Genomic DNA, 19,417 nt, shown 5'->3' with positions numbered 1-19,417 from the left:
AATTATATATAAATGAGGAAAAGCAATATGCAAGCCTACAAGCTGAACGCCACAATTGACGAATCCGGTCATTTAATTATTGACGAACCTCTAAATATTGCTCCTGGAAAAGTGGAAGTGATTATTTTGCAGCCAGTTCCATCCTTGGAAACTTCTACTGAGTCACAGCCAGAAAAGCCGAGAAGAAAGTCTAAAGTCAAGGCATTTGAAGGTTTATTTGAAAATGCCCCACCCACACCACCAGACTTTGACCCAGAACAAGCCCGATGGGAAGCTTTAAAGGAGAAACATAATCTGTGAAAATCTTGTTAGACACCAACATCATTGTAGATGATGCCCTTGAGCGTGAACCTTTTCTAGAAGCAAGCGAACAAGTGTTGGTGTTAGTTGAACAAGGACAGGTAGAAGGTTATATTTCCGCCTCAACTTTTAGTGATTTGTATTACATCATCCGTAGGGCAAGAGGTCGAGAGTGGACACTTACTTATTTAAGGCAATTGGTCAACTTCTGCCAAGTCGCCATCGTAGACAGTACTACAATCAACATGGCACTAAACCTTAACTTTAGAGATTTTGAAGACGCTATTCAATACAGCAGTGCAGTACTCAATCACTTAGATGCTATTATTACTCGCAACCCTAGAGATTTTCCAGTTGCTACTCCCAGAATTATCACACCTGAAGAGTTGATTCAGGAACTAACAAATACTCCATAAATAATTAAGTTAAATATATATGAATGCCCAATTAACCCCTGTCGAAATCCAAGAATTTCAGCAACTTCTGCCAAACGACACCCCAGCGCAACATGCACTTACTACCCTGCAACAACACAACGGTAATCTAGAAACCAGTTTTGATGCACTCTGGCAAGAAAAAGTCGGCAAAACAGATTATAGTCGGGGCAAAAAATCTCTCTTACAACTCACCCTCGACGAAATCCGCGCGGAAATTTGTGGTGATGATGGTTTACGGGGCAAAATCAAAGAATACACTAATAACCCTGGTAGTGCTTCTTTGTTTAACAGTGTTATTGGCTCACTGGTAGCTGTTGCAGCAGTACATGGCATCCCGATTGATGGTGCGATCGCCACAATTGTCGTATTATATATTTTAAAAATCGGAATAAATGTTTTGTGCAAATACACTGAGCCAGATAACAAATAACGAGCAAGGAAATAATAACTCCTAACTCCTAACTCCTAACTTCTCTCACGTTCCCGGTAAATTTCGCAACCGCTCATCCAAATGAGTACGGTCTGCCAAAACCTTTAATAGCGGCCCATGCGAACTAAATTCTACAATACTGACCGAAGCAACAGGGCATCCCAAACGAAAACGAAAGCGTCCCACATCAACCCCTAGTAAACTACACAGAATAATTCTGATAGTTGCCTTATGTGAAACCACTAAAACATTGCCACTAGTGTAATTTTGCTTGATTTCTTCAATTACCTGCAAGGCACGATAAGCAATTGTAACTGCCATTTCTCCACCATTAGGCGCATTCCAAGCGGGATCTGCTGACCAGCGAATATAATCATCGTGATATTCACGACTAATTACTTCTGGCGTTTTTCCTTCCCACAAGCCATAATTGATTTCCTTCAAACCATCCCTAAGTTGTGGTTCTATCCCTATTGCTTCATACAAAGGTTTTGCTGTTAATACAGTTCGCTGCATTGGACTACAAAATATTGCTGTCCAATCCATAGAACTATATGTATCTGCAAAAGCTTTTGCCATCTCCAAGCCTTCTGGAGTAAGTTCTGAATTTATAGAACCGCAAAAGGAATTATTGCGGCTGCATTCTGTCTGTCCGTGACGGAGGAAATAAAGAGTTAGGTTCACCGTATATTCTCATCGATTGTGAATTTAAAAGCGCTAACTATCAGATGTAGCTGAAGATAGTTAATGCCTGTGGTATATTACTACAATTTTTGAGATTTAAATTGAAAAATAATTCAGAAGCCAGAATGGGCTAAACCTTAGCTATCCGCTAACAGGAGTCAGAATCAAGACGTTTGCGGACTCGAAGGAGCTGCGCTATCAGTCGGGAATTCAAGCTTTGAAACCCCCATTTCCTTGTAGGGAAGGGGGGCTAGGGGGGTTAGGTTTGCGAGGCTTTGATGTTATGAAAAATACTTGTTCATTCATCCTCTTAGCTACGCTCGTCGTAGACATTGCCATTATTGCTTTTTAATAATTATAAAAATAAATTAAGCATAGATATAGAGACGTAATTAATTACGTCTCTATAAAATTTCTGTCAATCAAGCTAGTCCTTTATCTTTCAACCCTTGCTAAGAATAGAATAAAGGTGCATAGCATTGAATGTTTAGCATTTCGTAATTTTTTCTTGCAAAAATGGAATGCACCCCATTTATATCCCTAGAGTTTCTGCAAAAAAAATCATGAATTACTAGTCAATGTTTTTCTTTACATTATCTTTCACGTCTTCAATTCCGTGACGTACTTCACTTTCAGCTTGCTTTGCTTTACCTTCAGCTTTATCTTCTGGATCTCCAGTGACGTTTCCTAATGCTTCTTGGGCTTTACCTTCAACATTTTTAGCAGCAGCCTTTGCGCGATCTTCTATGCTCATTTTGATACTCCTGATTTAATTAAAAACTAATTTCAAAGCTATAAACTAACTTTGAAACTCTTTGTTATTACCTTTACACAGTAACTTAAAGTTTTTGCTAAAGCCTTCTACCACAAGGCAGATTCAATAATTTGTAATTCGTAATTGGTAATTGGTAATTAAGAAAGGTAGTTTTAGTAAGCCTTCTGGCTGTTAGTTGAATATAAAATAAAGTAAAATAAAGTGAGAATAGTTTAGTTACCTATGCTAAAAGACATAGAACAAATGCCACAGATGGTAATTTTTACTTTTTAAATAAAAAAACCCAGTTTCCTATAGAAAATGGGTTAATAAAGTTATGGGGATGTTTTTTTGTTTAATCTAGAAAACCCATCAGGTTTTCAGAATTGTCAATCTCATTTGATGCTATCGGACGATTACCGAATGTCGAATAGCTTTCATCAATTACCAATGAACTTGAGGCAATTGGACGAATTCCAGAGAGATTCATACTTTCAACAATTTGGAATTTATTAGCACCAATTGGGCGAATACCCATTGCGTTATAGGTTTCAACTACTTCCAAACTACTGGTGCTAACAGGACGCACCCCAGAAATTGAAAGGTGTTCAGCAACTTCTAAGTCGCTAGCGCCTATGGGGCGAATTCCAGAAATGGCGAGTGTTCCAGAAGCTCCTACTGGCAGTTCATTAACTTCCTCGGCTTTATCTGCATTCAAGCTCTGGTCTTGTTGATTTTCAACTTCCTGTGTAGACTTGGCATACTTCTGCCGAGAACTGGTTGCTTTGCCAGTGTTGCTATTAGTCATAAACGAACACCTCTAGTTTGTTAACTGAATTTTACAATAATTAAGGAAAGATGAAATTTTTTCCCATATACCTTAGAGTTTAACCTTAAAAAACCTCATATAGATATAAGAATCTTTAAAACTAATACATAAGTAAATTTAAAGCAATAATTTTTGTAAATAATTATTACTATTTATTTGCTCTAATAAGCCAGCTACAATAGATACAGAGCGGAATTGTCACCATGAAATAGGGTATTTACAGCAAAACTGTATGACAGAATTTTGTCTTCAAGCTCCCTTTAGTCCCACAGGCGATCAACCACAAGCGATCGCTAAACTTTCTGCTAGTATCCAATCAGGCAATCGTTACCAAACTTTACTAGGAGCCACTGGAACTGGCAAAACATTTTCCGTAGCAGCAGTTATTGAGAAAATTGGCAAGCCGACTTTAGTACTGGCGCATAATAAAACCCTGGCTGCACAGCTTTGTAACGAGTTGCGGGATTTCTTCCCGAACAATGCAGTTGAGTATTTTGTCAGCTACTACGATTATTATCAGCCAGAAGCGTATATTCCCGTCACCGATACTTATATTGAAAAAACGGCGGCGATTAATGATGAAATAGATATGTTGCGGCATTCGGCAACGCGATCGCTTTTTGAACGTCGTGATGTCATTGTCGTTGCTTCCATCAGTTGCATCTACGGTTTGGGAATGCCGTCAGAATATCTGAAAGCTGCCATACCTCTTCAGATAGGTATGGAAGTAAATCAGCGTCAAATCTTACGAGATTTGGCAAACGTTCAATATAGCCGTAACGACATCGAAATGGGTCGCGGAAAATTTCGCGTCCGGGGTGATGTTTTAGAAATTGGCCCAGCTTATGAAGACCGAATTATTCGCGTCGAATTCTTTGGTGATGAAATTGACGCAATTCGTTATATCGATCCGGTGACAGGTGAAATTCTCAAAAGTTTGGAAGCCGTAAATGTCTATCCTGCACGTCACTTTGTCACCCCAGAAGAACGCTTAGAAGTAGCTTGTAATGACATTGCAGCCGAGTTAAAACAGCAAAAACTAGACTTAGAACAAGCTGGCAAATTATTAGAAGCGCAACGCATAGATCAACGTACACGCTATGACTTGGAAATGCTGCGCGAAGTCGGTTACTGTAACGGTGTCGAGAACTATTCCCGTCACTTAGCAGGAAGACAAGCTGGAGAACCACCAGAATGTTTAATTGATTATTTTCCCAAAGATTGGCTATTAGTTATTGATGAATCTCACGTTACCGTGCCACAAATTCGCGGCATGTATAATGGCGACCAAGCTAGAAAAAAAGTTTTAATTGAACATGGATTTCGGCTTCCTAGTGCTGCTGATAACCGTCCTTTAAAAGCCGAGGAATTCTGGCAAAAAGTAAATCAGTGTATTTTTGTATCAGCAACTCCCGGAAATTGGGAATTAGAAGTTTCTGAAGACCATATAGTTGAACAAGTAATTCGACCAACTGGGGTGATCGATCCAGAAATTTCTGTGCGTCCCACAGAAGGACAAATTGATGATTTATTAGGCGAAATTAAAGATAGAGCCGACCGCCATGAACGAGTCTTGATTACCACATTAACTAAGCGGATGGCGGAAGATTTAACCGAATATTTGCAAGACCACGGTATCAGGGTACGATATTTACATTCCGAAATTACTTCTATTGAGCGCATCGAAATTTTGCAGAATTTGCGCGAGGGAAATTTTGATGTATTGGTTGGTGTGAATTTGCTGCGAGAAGGTTTGGATTTACCGGAAGTTTCATTAGTAGCAATTATGGATGCAGATAAAGAAGGTTTTTTACGAACCGAGCGTTCCTTAATTCAAACTATTGGTAGAGCCGCGCGTCACATTCAGGGACAAGCGATTTTATATGCCGATAATCTGACAGGTAGCATGATTAAAGCTATTGATGAAACAGACAGGCGGCGTGGGATTCAAACAGCACATAATCGATTGCATGGGATTACACCACAACCGATTGTGAAAAAATCAAGTAATGCAATTTTGGCTTTTTTAGATGTATCTCGGCGGTTGAATGCAACTGATTTAAAAGTAGTAGATGAACATCTAGATGAACTGCCATTAGAACAGATTCCCCAATTGATTACTCTGTTAGAAGCGCAGATGAAAGAAGCGGCGAAGAAACTAGAATTTGAAGAGGCGGCAAAATTGCGCGATCGCATTAAGCATCTGCGAGATAAAATGCTAGGACGTTGATGATATTCAATCTATGACCTCAAAGTTCAAATTAGCGTAGGCGCAGCCCTTAGGCTGCGCTCAGGAACCACCCGTCGCAGACATCGCTTCACTATCTACCGTTAACGCTCGCACTCTTGGTATAATTTCGGCAGCAAAACGTTCCATTTCTGTGGCAAAAGGCTGGAATTGCAGCATGAAAGTACCAATTCCTACTTTGGTAAATTCAGCAATCCGATGGGCTACAGTTTCATAGCTACCAACCAATCCTGCTGCTGTACCGCCATTGCTCCCCACACCAGGGTACTTAGCCATGTTTTTGAACATAACTACTTCCGAATCTACTCCTTTGAGTAATTCTGAGCGATCGTCTTGTGCTACTACCATTGCTCTAAGGCTCTGATATTCCGCTTCCGCCTCTTCGTCTGTTGGTCGAGCAATAACAAAAGCTGACATAGCAAAGCCCAGAGGTTGAGAGCGAAACTTAGTTTTTTGAGCAACAGCCGCAATGGTTTCGCGGATGACTTCAATCGGACGACCATTCAGGAAAAATGTATGCGCTTCTTTTGCGGCTAGTTCTTGGGCTGGTTCTGACTCTCCCCCTACATACACACGCGGATGTGGTTTGGCTATAGGTGGAGGATTGAGCTTCAAATCATCGATTTGAAAATATTCACCGTAGAAGTTGACTTTCTCTCCACTCCATAAAGCTTTTACGACCCTAATCCATTCATCTGAATAACGATAACGCTCATCGTGGGTAAGGAAATTTATCCCCGACTTTTCTATTTCTGGCTTGAACCAGGCACTTACTAAGTTAATAGCAAAGCGTCCACCACTGATTGCATCAATACCTAAGGCCATCTTTGCTAAGACGGCAGGATGAAATAGTAATGGCTTAACAGCTGCAATAATCTCGATAGAGTTTGTTGCTTCTGCCAAAGCTGCTGCTGTTGTCCAACTTTCTAGCTGGTCAAGTTCTTGATTCCTGGGATTGATGATATGTTGCGCGATTAAAGTTGTGGTAAATCCGCACTTTTGGGCCAATTGGATTAAATTCTTAGCTCGTGAGTAACTAGCATCACGAGGTTCAAGAGGATGGTTCATCACACCGCAGTTGCCGTAAACGGGAATCCAAATCCCATAGTGTGGTTCAGACATAGCTTTCTAGAACCTTTGTAGTCGGCACTAAAACTTTATTTTTGCACCTTAAAAATAATACTGTAAATTGGTAGATTTATAGTAGTATAATATGAGATTTGCATAGGTGAGGATAAAAAACAAGGTATATCTCCCCAGTCCCCATTTAATTTGGAGGCAAGAATGTCAGAACCACGCTATGGTATTTGGGTTCCTGTTGGGGGTAACTTTGGCCCTCTCAATACACCAGATGAACCGATTGATGCTAGTTATGAACGCACGCGATCACTAGTATTAGAAGCAGAACGTTTAGGATATGTGACAACCTTAGTCGCACAGCATCTTGCTAATCCCCGTAGTCTAGATTTAGAACAGTTGGAAACTTGGACAGCTTGTGCGGCCTTGGCTGAAGCTACGGAAAGCATAGAAATTATCGCCGCGATTAAACCTTTATTATTTCATCCAGCCGTTCTAGCCAAAATGGCCTTGGGTATTGATGCAATCAGTGGTGGACGTTTTGCCATCAACCTAATTAGTGCTTGGTTTCGCCCAGAAATGGAGCATACTAATATCCCTTTCCCTCCCCATGATGAACGTTATCGCTATTCTGGTGAATGGTTGCAGGTATTTCAAGTACACCAGTTCCAACCGAATAAAAAATTAACTTGCAATACTTAATGTTTGACAAACTAACAATTAGAGTATCATTTTAACTGTAATTTGCCTTACACTCTTTGTATATATTATGCAAACTCTATCTACTGCATAATTTAGTCAGACAAACCAGCGAAACTTTTGGTATAGCTACCGATAACGCAATTTTATAGACAAAAAAGCAGATGAGCAAAACACACCAGTATATAGCTCATTGTCGAAGATGATACTGATGACAAATTAAGTGGTGCTTAAAATGCAGGCGGGTGGATTTTTGCCTGTAAAGTCCGCTCAGAGTGGCAAAGAAATATGTTGACTGCCAAATAAGGAGGAAAAGAATTGCTAACCGAAAATGAACTACAACTATCTGCTGATGTGCTGGTAATTGGTGGTGGCCCTGCCGCCGCATGGGCAGCATGGGCAGCCGCATCCCAAGGAGTCAAAGTCATCATTGTTGATAAAGGTTTTCTGGGTACGAGCGGTGCAGCTGCTGCTAGTGGTAACGGCATCATGGCTCCTTCTCCAGAGAATTGGGACAAAGTTTTATCGGAGCGTTATCGCATAGGAAAAAACCTCGCTAACTCACGTTGGATCGAGCGTGTGATCGAAAAAACTTGGCTGAGTTTGCCCTTAGTGGAAAGTTGGGGCTATCGTTTCCCCAAAGAAGATGGGGAATCTGTGCGCCAGAGCTATTATGGCCCTGAATATATGCGGGTTCTTCGCAAAAACCTTTTGCGTGTTGGTGTACAAATTTTCGACCAAAGTCCGGCTCTAGAACTTTTATTGGCTGACGATGGCTCAGTAGCCGGGGCAAGAGGCGTGCAGAGGCAACATCATCGTAGCTATACCGTTCGTGCTGGTGCAGTAGTCTTAGCAAATGGCGGTTGTGCATTCTTAAGTAAAGCATTAGGGTGCAATACTAATACCGGTGATGGGCTGCTGATGGCAGTAGAAGCTGGTGGCGAACTCTCTAGCATGGAAGCTTCTAATCACTATGCAATTTCGACCGCTTTTAATGCCACAGTGACGCGGGGTGTTCCCTTTGGCTGGGCTAGTTACAGTGATGAAGCAGGTAACGATCTTGGTGGCTATGTCAATGGTCGTCGCGATCCATCGTTCCTTCCCAATGCCCTGCTGAAAGGCTCCGTTTATGCTCGTTTGGATAAAGCCACACCTGAAGTCAAAGCAGTAATTGAAAAGTCTCATTTCATCGCTTTTCTACCGTATAAAAAAGCTGACATTGACCCCTATACAGAACGAGTGCCTGTAACACTAATTTTAGAAGGTACAGTCCGTGGTACAGGTGGAATTCGTTTGACCGATGATAGTTGTGGTACAAAGGTTCCTGGCCTCTACGCCGCCGGTGATGCAGCATCGCGGGAGTTTCTAGCCGGGTTAGCTTCTGGAGGTGGTGGCCCCAATGCTGCTTGGGCAATCTCCACAGGGCAATGGGCTGGAGTTGGAGCAGCTAACTTTGCTAAAAGTTTGGGCGCTCAAGCAAATGAACGGGTTGCGCGTCCTGCTGGTCAAGTGGGATTGCGATCGCCTACGGTGGGCAAAACGCCATCGCCTTCACCATCTTCTGAAACATTTGATAGTGAGGCGATCGTGCGTGGCGTACAAGACCAGATGTTCCCGTTGGAGAAGAACTACTTGCGTTCTGAGCAGGGACTTCTGGATTCCCTAGCCAAATTAGAAACCCTGTGGCAGCAAGTACAAGGGAACCCGAAACAAGATACAGTGCGCGATGTGGAATTTTCTCGTCGAGCGGCTGCTCTGACAGCTGTAGCGCGATGGGCATATTTTAGTGCTTTACATCGCACGGAAACGCGCAGCGAACATATTCGTATGGACTATCCCGAAACCGATCCAAATCAGCGTTATTACCAAGCAACTGGCGGTTTAGATAAACTTTGGGTGAGGCGCGATTGGATTAAGGATGCCATCGCTACACCACCAGTACCAACCTCTCAAACCACACCCTCTGTATCAAAGTTGTAATAGGAACAGAATCATGATCGAGCTTGTCAGCCATAAACTCTGTATCAATTGCAATCTGTGCGTCCAAGTATGTCCTACTAATGTTTTTGACTCAGTACCGAACCAACCACCTGCGATCGCCCGGCAAGAAGACTGTCAAACTTGTTTCATGTGTGAGGCATATTGTCCTGCGGATGCACTCTATGTTGCGCCCCAATCTCACACCAATGTTGCAGTCAATGAGGATGATTTAATTGAAAGTGGCATCATGGGTGAATATCGTCGCATCTTGGGTTGGGGATATGGCAGAAAAAACAATAGTGAATTAGATACTGCTCATAAACTACGCCAACTGCCGCGCCCCTATCAAAGTTAATGTGAGTAGGCTTGATTCTGAGGAGCAGGCGCACTGGCGGCACACCACCCGCTACGAATGGAAGAAACAAGTCAAATTCTCTTCCCTTCTGCCTCCTGCCTCCTGCCTTCTGCCTTGTTTCTTGAAAGAGGGATACAACTAAGAATCAAGCCTTTGCAGCCAAGCAAGTTTTTGGTCAGATATTGGCTCAATAGCACCCTGAAAAGTAATTTTTGTGACGTTATCAGAGTTTTCATTAGCTGGAAAAATTGCTTTAATAACTGGAGCCGGACAAGGTTTGGGACTAGAAATTGCCAAATCACTTGCCAAAGCTGGTGCGCGTGCGATCGTCAATGGGCGAAATTTTGAACGCCTTAATCAAGCAGTTGCAGTTATTGAATCAATTGGCGGATTAGGTTTTTCATTACCGTTTGATGTGACAGACGAAGTTGCGGTTCAAAATGCATTTATTGAGATTCGAGAAAAGCACGGCTGTTTAGATATTCTGGTTAATAATGTGGGAATGCGCGATCGCCGTGGATTGTTCGAGTTTGAAATGGATGCAGTGCGTCGGTTAATCAATGCTGATTTAATTGCACCATTCAATTTGTCACGAGAAGCGGCAAAACTGATGATGCACAGAGGTGAAGGTCGAATCATTAATATTACGTCAATTGCAGGACAACTAGCAGGTGCGGGTGACGCAGTTTATACGACAGCTAAAGGAGGACTTGAAGCCCTAACCCGTACACTTGCGGCAGAACTTGGGGCTTTTGGAATTACAGTCAATGCAGTCGCTCCAGGCTTTTTTGCAACTGAGAGTAATGCTGATGTAGTTGCCGATCCAGAAGTCACGGAATGGTTGAAACATCGAACTTCTCTCGCGCGTTGGGGATCTCCACAAGAAATTACAGGCGCTGTTGTATTCTTCGCTTCTCCAGCCGCATCTTACATCACTGGACAGGTTTTAGCTGTTGATGGTGGCTACCTTTCCCATTTCTGATTAATTATTTTACCCGTAGATATACTTTTTCGGATCTTGCATTTGCAGCTTATCTGTGTGAATATTCTATGAGCAAAATACGGCAAATTGCTCGAATTATCGTAGTATTGATATTGCTTATAGTTTAATGTACGTATGTTCAGTAAGTATTTACCACATCGACTGATGAGGATTGTCAGCAGCTTTCTTCAAAATTATGAAATATCCCGAATTGGCATATTTGCCTTATTCTTTACCTGTGGGTTAACTTTGACTCTTGTGATATCTGCGTGTTCTGCCACCAATACAGGTAACTCTGTAGCAACACAGACAGCAAATAAAGGTGTGGTAGTTCGTATCGGCTATCAAAAAGCGGCGACTATCCTCAGTGCTCTCAAAAACCGAGGCAATTTAGCGCAAACTTTAAAGACTGCTGGTGCTTCGGTGACATGGGCAGAATTTCCCGCCGGCCCACCCATGCTAGAAGCAATGAACGCAGGTAGTATTGACTTTGGCTATACAGGTGAATCACCACCAATATTTGCCCAAGCTGGAGGTACTCCCTTGCTTTATGTTGCTTACGATCCTTGGAGTCCCAAAGCTGAAGCAATTATTGTACCGAAAGATTCACCAATTAAAACGGTTGCTGACCTTAAAGGGAAAAAATTAGCCTTTGCTAAAGGCTCGAACAGTAACTATCTTGTTGTCAAAGCTGTAGAAGCTGCCGGATTAAAATATAGTGACATTCAACCAGCACATCTAACACCAGCAGATGCCCGTGCAGCATTTACTGGTGGTAACGTTGATGCTTGGGCAATTTGGGACCCTTACCTAGCAGCAGTTGAACACGACACAAAGGTTAGAAAATTAACAGATGCGACAAATTTAGCACCGAATCGGGGTTACTATCTTGCGCGTCAAGAGTTTGTTAAATCTCACCCAGATTTGTTGAAAACCCTGTTAGATGAAGTCAACAAAGTAAATGAATGGGCAACAAATAATCCAGAAGAAGTTGCCAAGTTTTTAGAACCAGAGTTAGGTATTCCCGCAGCAGCATTAGAGATTGCCGAAAAACGGCGAAAATATGGCGTTTTACCGCTAACAGATGAGGTAATTACTCAGCAACAAAACATTGCCGATACTTTTTACAAAATCAAGCTAGTTCCCAAGCAAATCCAAGTCAAAGATATTGTTTGGAACGGTAATAAATCTTAGAAGTTCCTCCCTACTCGCAAAAGCTTATGGACATCAACACCCAACAAATAAAAACGGATGTACTTGTCATTGGTGGCGGTACAGCCGGGACAATGGCTGGAATTAAAGCCAAACAAGCGAATCCCGATGCAGAGGTGCTGATCTTAGAAAAGGCTAACATAAGACGGAGTGGTGCGATCGCAATGGGTATGGATGGCGTGAATACCGCAGTTATTCCCGGCCATTCTACACCAGAACAATACGTGCGCGAAATCACCCTTGCTAACGATGGCATTGTCAACCAAAAAGCCGTTTATCAAACAGGCAAATTAGGTTACGAAGTTATCCAAGAACTAGAAAGCTGGGGTGTGAAATTTCAAAAAGATGCTCAAGGCAACTATGACTTAAAACAAGTGCATCGTGTGGGTAAATATGTCTTACCCATGCCAGAAGGAAAAGACCTCAAAACCATTCTCACCCGACAAGTTAAACGCCATAAAGTCAAAGTGACAAATCGCGTCATGGCAACCCGCGTCTTAGTCAAAGCCGGACGTGCTATTGGTGCGGTGGGATTTGATGTCAGAAACGGTGATTATATTGTCATTCAAGCTAAAGCAGTCATCCTGTGTACAGGTGCTTGTGGCAGATTAGGATTACCTGCTTCCGGCTATCTCTACGGCACTTATGAAAATCCTACTAATGCCGGAGATGGCTATTCAATGGCTTATCATGCAGGTGCAGAACTTAGTAATATTGAATGCTTTCAAGTTAATCCTTTAATCAAAGATTACAATGGCCCCGCCTGTGCTTATGTTGCAGGGCCTTTTGGCGCACATACTGCTAACGCCGAAGGAAATCGCTTCATTAGCTGTGACTATTGGAGTGGTCAAATGATGTTGGAAATCTGGAAAGAATTAAATTCTGGAAAAGGGCCAGTCCAATTGAAAATGACCCATCTTGATGAGGATACAATCGCTGAAATTGAATCAATACTCTGGGCGAATGAACGACCAAGTAGAGAACGTTTTCATCAAGGTAGAAATGAAGATTATCGCACCCACGGCGTAGAGATGCACATTTCCGAAATAGGCTTATGTAGCGGTCATAGTGCCTCTGGTGTGTGGGTAAATGAAAATGCTCAAACAACCATTCCAGGTTTATATGCAGCTGGAGACATGGCCAGCGTTCCCCATAATTACATGATTGGGGCATTTGTTTTTGGTCGAATAGCCGGAACTCATGCCATTGAATATATCCAAGATTTAGATTTTATTGAACCAGATACAGACTTTTTAGAAGCTGAAAAATCCAGAATTTATGCACCTTTAACACGTCCCAATGGTGTACCTCACACCCAGGTAGAATATAAATTAAGACGCTTAGTTAATGATTATCTGCAACCACCAAAATCAGGTAATAAAATTGAGATTGGTTTAAAACATTTTGTGCAATATCAAGAAACATTAGATTTAATGGGCGCTCGCGATCCTCATGAATTGATGCGTAGTCTAGAAGTTCACTTTATTCGCGATTGTGCAGAAATGGCAGCAAGAGCATCATTATATCGTCAAGAAACTCGTTGGGGGCTTTATCATTACCGCTTAGATTATCCAGACAAAAATGATGAAGAGTGGTTTTGTCATGTCAATTTAAAGAAAGATGAGTTAGGGGAAATGATATTGTTTAAACGTCCTATAGATCCTTACATTGTGGATATCAATTTACATCATGAAATTTATGATATAGCAGTGAAATAAATATGAAATATTTATTTTGGGATTTTGATAATACACTAGGTTATCGTCAAGGAATGTGGAGTGAAACATTACATTCAATTTTAATATTGAATGGAATTTTTAATATAAATTCAGAAGATATTCGACCATTCTTGAAGAATGTCTTTCCTTGGCACTCGCCTGAAACTTCCCATAATTTATTGTTTAATGGTAAAACTTGGTGGGGGTATATGAATGAATATTTTGCAGAAATATATGAAAAAGTAGGAATAAATAAAACTCAAGCGATAAAATATTCTTCCCAAGTCCAGAATGAATATAAAAATTTGGAAAAATGGCATTTATATGATGATGCAATTCCTACTTTGCAAGATGCAATTAAAAATAATTATAAAAATATAATTCTCTCAAATCATATACCTGAACTACACGAAATCATAGATAAATTAAATATTACAGAATACTTTGAAGAAATATATACGTCTGGAACAATTGGATATGAAAAACCCAATCTCAAATTTTATGCTTACGTCATCAATGATTTAAAGATTGAAAAAAGAGAATGTGTAATGATAGGTGATAGCTACAATGCTGATATTGCTGGAGCATTACGGGCAGGTATACAAGCAATTTTAGTTAGGAAACCTAATGATAAAAATTATAAACTTTATAGTCAAGATTTCAGAGGAATACTAAAAATAATTAGAAAAGTCTCAACTATTGCATAGAGCATTTTCGTAAATAAAAGAATTGAATGAGTTATAAAGCCATAATTTTCGATCTCGATAATACCCTGTTAAATTTTGAAATATGTGAACGTCAAGCTATTCTTGGCGCCTTGGAAGCTTGTACAATATCTTTGAATTTACATAAAATAAGTGAAAATATTTTTCTGGAAGCATTTGAAAATTATAATTCCAAGTATTGGAAACAGCGAGAAATATTTTCTCCTACTGAGTTAATCGAGATGTCTTATCAAAGTACACTTGCTCAATTAGATATACAAACAGATAAAATAAGCAATCTTAGCCAAAGTTTTTGGCATATTTTTAATCATTCGGGCGTAATGGAACCTGATGTAAATGAAGTACTAACTGTTCTCGCAGGTAATTATCGTTTGGCTGTCATCACCAATGGCTTTGTATCAGCACAACACCGAGAATGCAAGCTGCGGGAATTGAGCATTTTTTTGAAGCAGTTGTAGTTTCTGAAGCAATTGGTTTTGCTAAACCATCTCCTGAAATATTCCATCATGCTTTATCTAGATTAAATTTAACACCAGCAGAAGTTATTTACGTTGGAGATTCTCTAAAGCACGACTATGCGGGAGCAACACAAGTCAAAATTGATTTTTGTTATTACAACAGAAAAAATCAAAATTTACCACAAGAAGCAAAACCAAAATTCATGATAAGTGAACTCTTAAATTTGCTGAAATTGTTTAATTAACAGATTTTTCATTGATTCATATAAAGTTATATTTTAACTAGTTTATTGTAAATTGTTTTGAGTAATATTTTAATATGTCTATATATAATTCAATTGGTCAACAATACTCTAAAACTCGCGTTCCTGATATCCGTATTGTCAATAAAATAATTGATTTACTGAATTTACCCAAAGGTAGCATTATCGCTGATATTGGTGCTGGTACTGGTGGTTACAGTCTAGCACTAGCTAATAAAGGATTTCTTGTTAATGCTGTTGAACCTTCTGTAGTGATGCAAAAACAAGGAGTAGAACATCAGCAAATTAAGTGGTTTACTGGCTATGCAGAAAATTCACCTCTACCAGATAAATCTGTTGATGCTGTTGTAAGTATCCTGGCAATTCATCACTTTTCTCATCTCGAAAAAGCTTTTCAGGAAATGAACAGAATAATTAGAGATGGAGCAATAATTTTGTTAACTTTTGATATTAGATTAGCTCAGAAAATATGGCTTTATGATTATTTTCCGTTTTTGTGGGAAGATGCGTTACGATTTTTACCACTTAACGAACAGGTTAATTTAATTCAGAGTAATACTAAAAGGCGTGTTGAAGCTATACCCCTTTTTTTACCATACGATTTATCTGATTTATTCGCAGCAGCAGGCTGGAGACGACCAGAGTTATATCTTCAACCAGAAGTACGTGCAGGGATATCATCTTTTGCTTTAGCTAATCAAGATTTAGCAAAGCAAGGAGTAAAGTTACTTGCAGCAGATTTAAGTAGTGGAGAATGGAGCAAAAAATATGGTGATATTTACAATTTGACAGAGATTGATATAGGCTATCGTTTTATCCGTGCAACGCTGGATAACTAAATAATTGTAATTTAAAATTAAATTATGACAAATAAAGTTAGTGTAGGTGACAAAGTTAAAATTAGACAAGCTGGGATTAAAGATGTAGCGAGGATTGCTAGTCTTTGCGAACAACTTGAATATTCTGTGACTAATCAAGAAATAGAGCAACGCCTTACTAAAATTAAAAATAACGATACTCATATTGTATATGTTGCCACTGTAGAAAATGAATATGTAATTGGTTGGGCGCACGCTCATATTTGTGAATCAATAGTTATTCCAACTCCAGCGATTATTTTGGGATTAGTTGTAGATAAAGATTATCGTCATAGTGGAATTGGAAGTTTTTTGATGCAACAAATTGAACAGTGGGCTTCTCTGGCTGGATGTGATAGTGTTTTGTTACGTTCTAATATTAAACGCAAAGAAGCTCACTTTTTTTATGAGAAAATTGGTTATACCAATATAAAACAATCACTGACTTTTCAGAAACAACTTACAATCGTGAGATAATTCATCTAAGCTTACCCCATTTATTTTAGCAATTAGCAGTTTCATTACAAAATATTGGAGTTATTTTATGGCTTTAATCAATCAAAGAATAGATGTTCCTGTGATCGTTGATGAATCAAAATGTTTAGAAAAATGCACAGCCTGTATTGAAGTTTGTCCCTTGGATGTATTGGCGAAAAATCCAGAAACAGGCAAAGCTTACATGAAATATGATGAGTGTTGGTTTTGTCTACCTTGTGAAAAAGAATGTCCAACCAATGCAATTACTGTGCAAATTCCCTTTTTATTACGTTAACTATCTGTGGTAAAAATTAATGAACGATGAACTCAATCATTGGCTGGAAATGTTGCGATCGCCTGACGTAAACGACCGGATAGTAGCTGTCAAAACCTTGCAACATCTAGGTGATGACGAAACAATCGATGCTTTAATTATCGCTTTGAAAGACGAACATATTACTGTTCAGAAAATAGCAATATCTGCCCTTTGGGAAATTGCTAATCCTGTTGCCATCCCAGCTTTAATTGAATGCCTTGGTTCAGCAGATACAGATATTCGCTCTGAAGCTGCATCAGCATTAAACGAGTTAGTTACACAAGATGAATTGTTCCTTTTACTAGAGAAGCTCCAAAATAATGATGTAAATATTCAATTAAATATTTTGGTGCTTTTGCGGAAGATACATGATATTCAATCTTTACCCGACATTTTACCATTTTTAGAATCAAAAAATCCTGAGTTAAGAGAAGCAGCCGTTACGACACTGCGATATATCAATCAACTAGAAAAATGTCCGCAAGCTTTAAATTTAATTTTTGATGAGGAAGCAAGTGTACGTCGTGCTGCTGCTTTAACTTTAGAACATTTGCAAGATGCAGAAGCGATCGCAATACTTTGTCAAGCACTTACAAATGATAGTGACTGGCAAGTTCGCCGGAATGCAGCTAAATCTCTGGCTATTCATGCAAATGATCGAGCAATTTCAGCATTAGAAATAGCTTTAAATGATGAACATTGGCAAGTGAGGAAATCAGCAGCACAAGCTTTGCAAAAAATTCCAGATATTCAAGTTATACCGAGATTAATTCAAGCATTAACAGATGAATATGCAGATGTCCGCAAAGAAGCTGCGATCGCACTTGGAAATTTAGCTCATCCCGACGTTATTAACCCCCTACAACAAGCCTTAGATGACCCTGACAAAGAAGTGTCCATCCAAGCGCAACGTGCAATTCAGAAGATTCAAACAGATAGAATAGTCTCAAGGGAGCAGTAAATAATTAAGAGAAATACCAAGCCGATCGAAGCTTTGCTAATTTCGCAGTATAAATTCTTTACTCCAAATTATTGACCTCTGCTTATCATCAATATTTATCAGATGGACTTGATCGACAAAACAACGATAATTTAAATCTAAATGCTGTGCTTCTTTTAACACTTGCAACAATTTATCTGTATCTTTTGTAAATTTTCCTAGCGTTAAATGTGGAACGAATGGTAAATTTTCCCTGAAATATTCAGCTAATATACCTGTATATAATTCATCGTGTAGTTTTACCATATCTACTTTTCCTTCTTCAACCATTAAAAACATATACTCATCCCATGATTTTTGTAATCCTTTGAGATAAATAGGAAATGTTGTCCATTTACTCAAGATACTATCAACATGAAGAATGAGATTGTTTTCATTAATAGACTCGATTATAGGAAATACAAGTGTAATATGTGGTTCCATTAAATCAAATTGTGGGTCATATTTCTGCCTTATTTGATTGATATGTTCCGTGTTAATATTGGGGTAATGTACGAGTGCGTAAGACATACTCATAAATTATTAAAGGTTATACAGCAGATTTCAAATTATCTAGGAGAACTTATACCAACATGAGGTACACAAATATCCTTTATAACATCCAGAAGATATGACTACAGTCCATCAGCAAGAAGTCGTCCAACTACTCAAACAAATCATCGAACCTATTTTGAAAAATGATATTGTTAGTTTGGGAATGGTGCGAAATCTCCGCATAGTTGATGATTATATTTACTTACGTTTATATATTGGTTCTCATCAGCACCAGTTACAGCCAAAAATTCAATCTAAATTATCATCTCTATCTTGGTGTAAAAAAACTTATATTCAAATTTGTACAATTCCAGGCGTAAAAATAACTTTAGGTATTTCTAGCGGTAAAGGTGGTGTAGGCAAATCCACAACAGCCGTCAATATCGCCGCAGCTTTAAAATTACAAGGTGCAAAAGTAGGACTATTAGATGCTGATGTTTATGGCCCCAATGTTCCCCAAATGTTGGGTTTGGGACAAGCTGATATTCAAGTGATTAATACTCCCACAGGTGATAAGTTTTTACCTCTAGAAGTTCAGGGAATAAAAATAATGTCAATGGGTTTACTTGCAGAAGCAAATCGTCCGTTGGCATGGCGGGGGCCTGTATTGCATAAAATTATCACGCAATTTTTGCAAGATGTGGAATGGGGAGAATTAGATTATTTATTGATCGATTTACCTCCCGGTACAGGTGATGCTCAAATTACAATTATCCAAGAAAGCCCAATTTGTGGAGTCATTTTAGTGACAACTCCTCAACAAGTGGCTGTTGCAGATGTACGACGTAATATATATATGTTTCGCCAAGTGGGTGTTCCTGTTCTTGGCATTATTGAAAATATGAGTTATTTAATTTGTGGTGATTGTGGTTCGCGCACACCGATTTTTGGTAGTGGTGGCGGCGAACAATTAGCCGTAGAATTACAAGCGCCTCTGTTGGGACAAATTCCCATCGATCCCCGCATTTGTAGCGGTAGTGATACGGGAAATCCGATTGCGATAAACGAATACGCTTCACCAGCAAAGGAGGTTTTTACACAAATAGCTACTTCATTAAATACTACTTTTACGTGACACGATA

At 39.6% G+C, this 19,417-nt stretch carries 21 protein-coding genes and 1 pseudogene; 17 read left to right on the top strand and 5 right to left on the bottom strand.

Features of this window, described 5'->3' with window-relative positions; genetic code table 11:
- Positions 1-27: 27 nt before the first annotated feature.
- The 3 genes from RMY64_RS30890 to RMY64_RS30880 are packed head-to-tail and all read left to right on the top strand — an operon-like array spanning position 28 to position 1,167.
- Positions 28-300 carry a hypothetical protein gene (locus RMY64_RS30890; RefSeq protein WP_322702027.1) on the top strand — a complete coding sequence of 91 codons (273 nt, stop codon included), beginning with the start codon at positions 28-30 and terminating at the stop codon, positions 298-300.
- Complete coding sequence (locus tag RMY64_RS30885) at positions 297-716, top strand: PIN domain-containing protein (protein ID WP_322702026.1); 420 nt, start codon at positions 297-299, stop codon at positions 714-716. Before RMY64_RS30890 ends, RMY64_RS30885 begins: the two co-directional genes overlap by 4 nt.
- Positions 717-735: 19 nt before the next feature.
- Positions 736-1,167 carry a hypothetical protein gene (locus RMY64_RS30880; protein WP_322702025.1) on the top strand — a complete coding sequence of 144 codons (432 nt, stop codon included), beginning with the start codon at positions 736-738 and terminating at the stop codon, positions 1,165-1,167.
- 45 nt (positions 1,168-1,212) lie between these two features.
- Here the strand turns inward: RMY64_RS30880 and RMY64_RS30875 are convergent, their stop codons facing one another.
- From RMY64_RS30875 to RMY64_RS30865, 3 genes are all read right to left on the bottom strand, one after another.
- Positions 1,213-1,851, bottom strand: a complete 639-nt coding sequence (locus tag RMY64_RS30875; protein ID WP_322673438.1) for a histidine phosphatase family protein — start codon at positions 1,849-1,851, stop codon at positions 1,213-1,215.
- Positions 1,852-2,422: 571 nt separating this feature from the next.
- Entirely contained in the window at positions 2,423-2,605 is a 183-nt protein-coding gene (locus tag RMY64_RS30870; protein ID WP_100900626.1) for a CsbD family protein, read from the bottom strand.
- A gap of 355 nt (positions 2,606-2,960) precedes the next feature.
- Positions 2,961-3,413, bottom strand: a complete 453-nt coding sequence (locus RMY64_RS30865) for a hypothetical protein (protein ID WP_322673437.1) — start codon at positions 3,411-3,413, stop codon at positions 2,961-2,963.
- 253 nt (positions 3,414-3,666) lie between these two features.
- Here RMY64_RS30865 and uvrB point away from each other — a divergent pair, with 253 nt between their 5' ends.
- On the top strand, positions 3,667-5,664 hold the full coding sequence (gene uvrB, locus RMY64_RS30860; RefSeq protein WP_322702024.1) for an excinuclease ABC subunit UvrB: 1,998 nt from the start codon (positions 3,667-3,669) through the stop codon (positions 5,662-5,664).
- A 60-nt stretch (positions 5,665-5,724) separates the two neighbouring features.
- Here uvrB and RMY64_RS30855 read toward each other — a convergent pair whose 3' ends face one another.
- On the bottom strand, positions 5,725-6,804 hold the full coding sequence (locus RMY64_RS30855; RefSeq protein WP_322702023.1) for an LLM class flavin-dependent oxidoreductase: 1,080 nt from the start codon (positions 6,802-6,804) through the stop codon (positions 5,725-5,727).
- A gap of 162 nt (positions 6,805-6,966) precedes the next feature.
- Here RMY64_RS30855 and RMY64_RS30850 point away from each other — a divergent pair, with 162 nt between their 5' ends.
- The 12 genes and pseudogenes from RMY64_RS30850 (at position 6,967) to RMY64_RS30790 (ending at position 17,762) form a co-directional block, all read left to right on the top strand.
- Positions 6,967-7,461: an LLM class flavin-dependent oxidoreductase gene (locus tag RMY64_RS30850; RefSeq protein ID WP_322702022.1), complete on the top strand. Its 495-nt coding sequence runs from the start codon at positions 6,967-6,969 to the stop codon at positions 7,459-7,461.
- Between the two features lie 315 nt (positions 7,462-7,776).
- Positions 7,777-9,438 carry an FAD-binding protein gene (locus RMY64_RS30845; RefSeq protein ID WP_322702021.1) on the top strand — a complete coding sequence of 554 codons (1,662 nt, stop codon included), beginning with the start codon at positions 7,777-7,779 and terminating at the stop codon, positions 9,436-9,438.
- 13 nt (positions 9,439-9,451) lie between these two features.
- Positions 9,452-9,793 carry a 4Fe-4S binding protein gene (locus RMY64_RS30840; protein WP_322683781.1) on the top strand — a complete coding sequence of 114 codons (342 nt, stop codon included), beginning with the start codon at positions 9,452-9,454 and terminating at the stop codon, positions 9,791-9,793.
- Positions 9,794-10,007: 214 nt separating this feature from the next.
- Positions 10,008-10,775 (top strand): SDR family oxidoreductase, encoded by a 768-nt coding sequence (locus RMY64_RS30835; protein ID WP_322702020.1) that lies wholly within the window; start codon positions 10,008-10,010, stop codon positions 10,773-10,775.
- 135 nt (positions 10,776-10,910) lie between these two features.
- Positions 10,911-11,969 (top strand): sulfonate ABC transporter substrate-binding protein, encoded by a 1,059-nt coding sequence (locus RMY64_RS30830; protein ID WP_322702019.1) that lies wholly within the window; start codon positions 10,911-10,913, stop codon positions 11,967-11,969.
- A 26-nt stretch (positions 11,970-11,995) separates the two neighbouring features.
- Entirely contained in the window at positions 11,996-13,705 is a 1,710-nt protein-coding gene (locus tag RMY64_RS30825) for a fumarate reductase/succinate dehydrogenase flavoprotein subunit (protein WP_322702018.1), read from the top strand.
- Positions 13,706-13,707: 2 nt separating this feature from the next.
- Positions 13,708-14,412 (top strand): HAD family hydrolase, encoded by a 705-nt coding sequence (locus RMY64_RS30820; protein WP_322702017.1) that lies wholly within the window; start codon positions 13,708-13,710, stop codon positions 14,410-14,412.
- Between the two features lie 26 nt (positions 14,413-14,438).
- Positions 14,439-15,092: pseudogene (locus RMY64_RS30815) on the top strand (HAD family hydrolase); the annotation flags it as partial.
- A 115-nt stretch (positions 15,093-15,207) separates the two neighbouring features.
- Positions 15,208-15,990 carry a class I SAM-dependent methyltransferase gene (locus RMY64_RS30805; protein WP_322702014.1) on the top strand — a complete coding sequence of 261 codons (783 nt, stop codon included), beginning with the start codon at positions 15,208-15,210 and terminating at the stop codon, positions 15,988-15,990.
- Positions 15,991-16,014: 24 nt separating this feature from the next.
- The gene (locus tag RMY64_RS30800) at positions 16,015-16,485 is read left to right on the top strand and encodes a GNAT family N-acetyltransferase (RefSeq protein WP_322702013.1); all 471 of its coding nucleotides are present in this window, start codon (positions 16,015-16,017) and stop codon (positions 16,483-16,485) included.
- A gap of 67 nt (positions 16,486-16,552) precedes the next feature.
- Positions 16,553-16,780 (top strand): 4Fe-4S dicluster domain-containing protein, encoded by a 228-nt coding sequence (locus RMY64_RS30795; protein WP_012408944.1) that lies wholly within the window; start codon positions 16,553-16,555, stop codon positions 16,778-16,780.
- A 19-nt stretch (positions 16,781-16,799) separates the two neighbouring features.
- Positions 16,800-17,762 carry a HEAT repeat domain-containing protein gene (locus RMY64_RS30790; protein WP_322702012.1) on the top strand — a complete coding sequence of 321 codons (963 nt, stop codon included), beginning with the start codon at positions 16,800-16,802 and terminating at the stop codon, positions 17,760-17,762.
- A 36-nt stretch (positions 17,763-17,798) separates the two neighbouring features.
- Here RMY64_RS30790 and RMY64_RS30785 read toward each other — a convergent pair whose 3' ends face one another.
- Positions 17,799-18,311 (bottom strand): 2'-5' RNA ligase family protein, encoded by a 513-nt coding sequence (locus RMY64_RS30785; RefSeq protein WP_322702011.1) that lies wholly within the window; start codon positions 18,309-18,311, stop codon positions 17,799-17,801.
- A 100-nt stretch (positions 18,312-18,411) separates the two neighbouring features.
- Between RMY64_RS30785 and RMY64_RS30780 the strand changes: the two genes are divergently transcribed.
- Positions 18,412-19,410: an Mrp/NBP35 family ATP-binding protein gene (locus tag RMY64_RS30780; protein ID WP_322702010.1), complete on the top strand. Its 999-nt coding sequence runs from the start codon at positions 18,412-18,414 to the stop codon at positions 19,408-19,410.
- Positions 19,411-19,417: the final 7 nt, after the last annotated feature.

This window comes from Nostoc sp. DedQUE08, assembly GCF_034530895.1.
Taxonomy (GTDB): domain Bacteria; phylum Cyanobacteriota; class Cyanobacteriia; order Cyanobacteriales; family Nostocaceae; genus Nostoc.
This window is presented reverse-complemented; position numbering and strand designations above follow the sequence as displayed.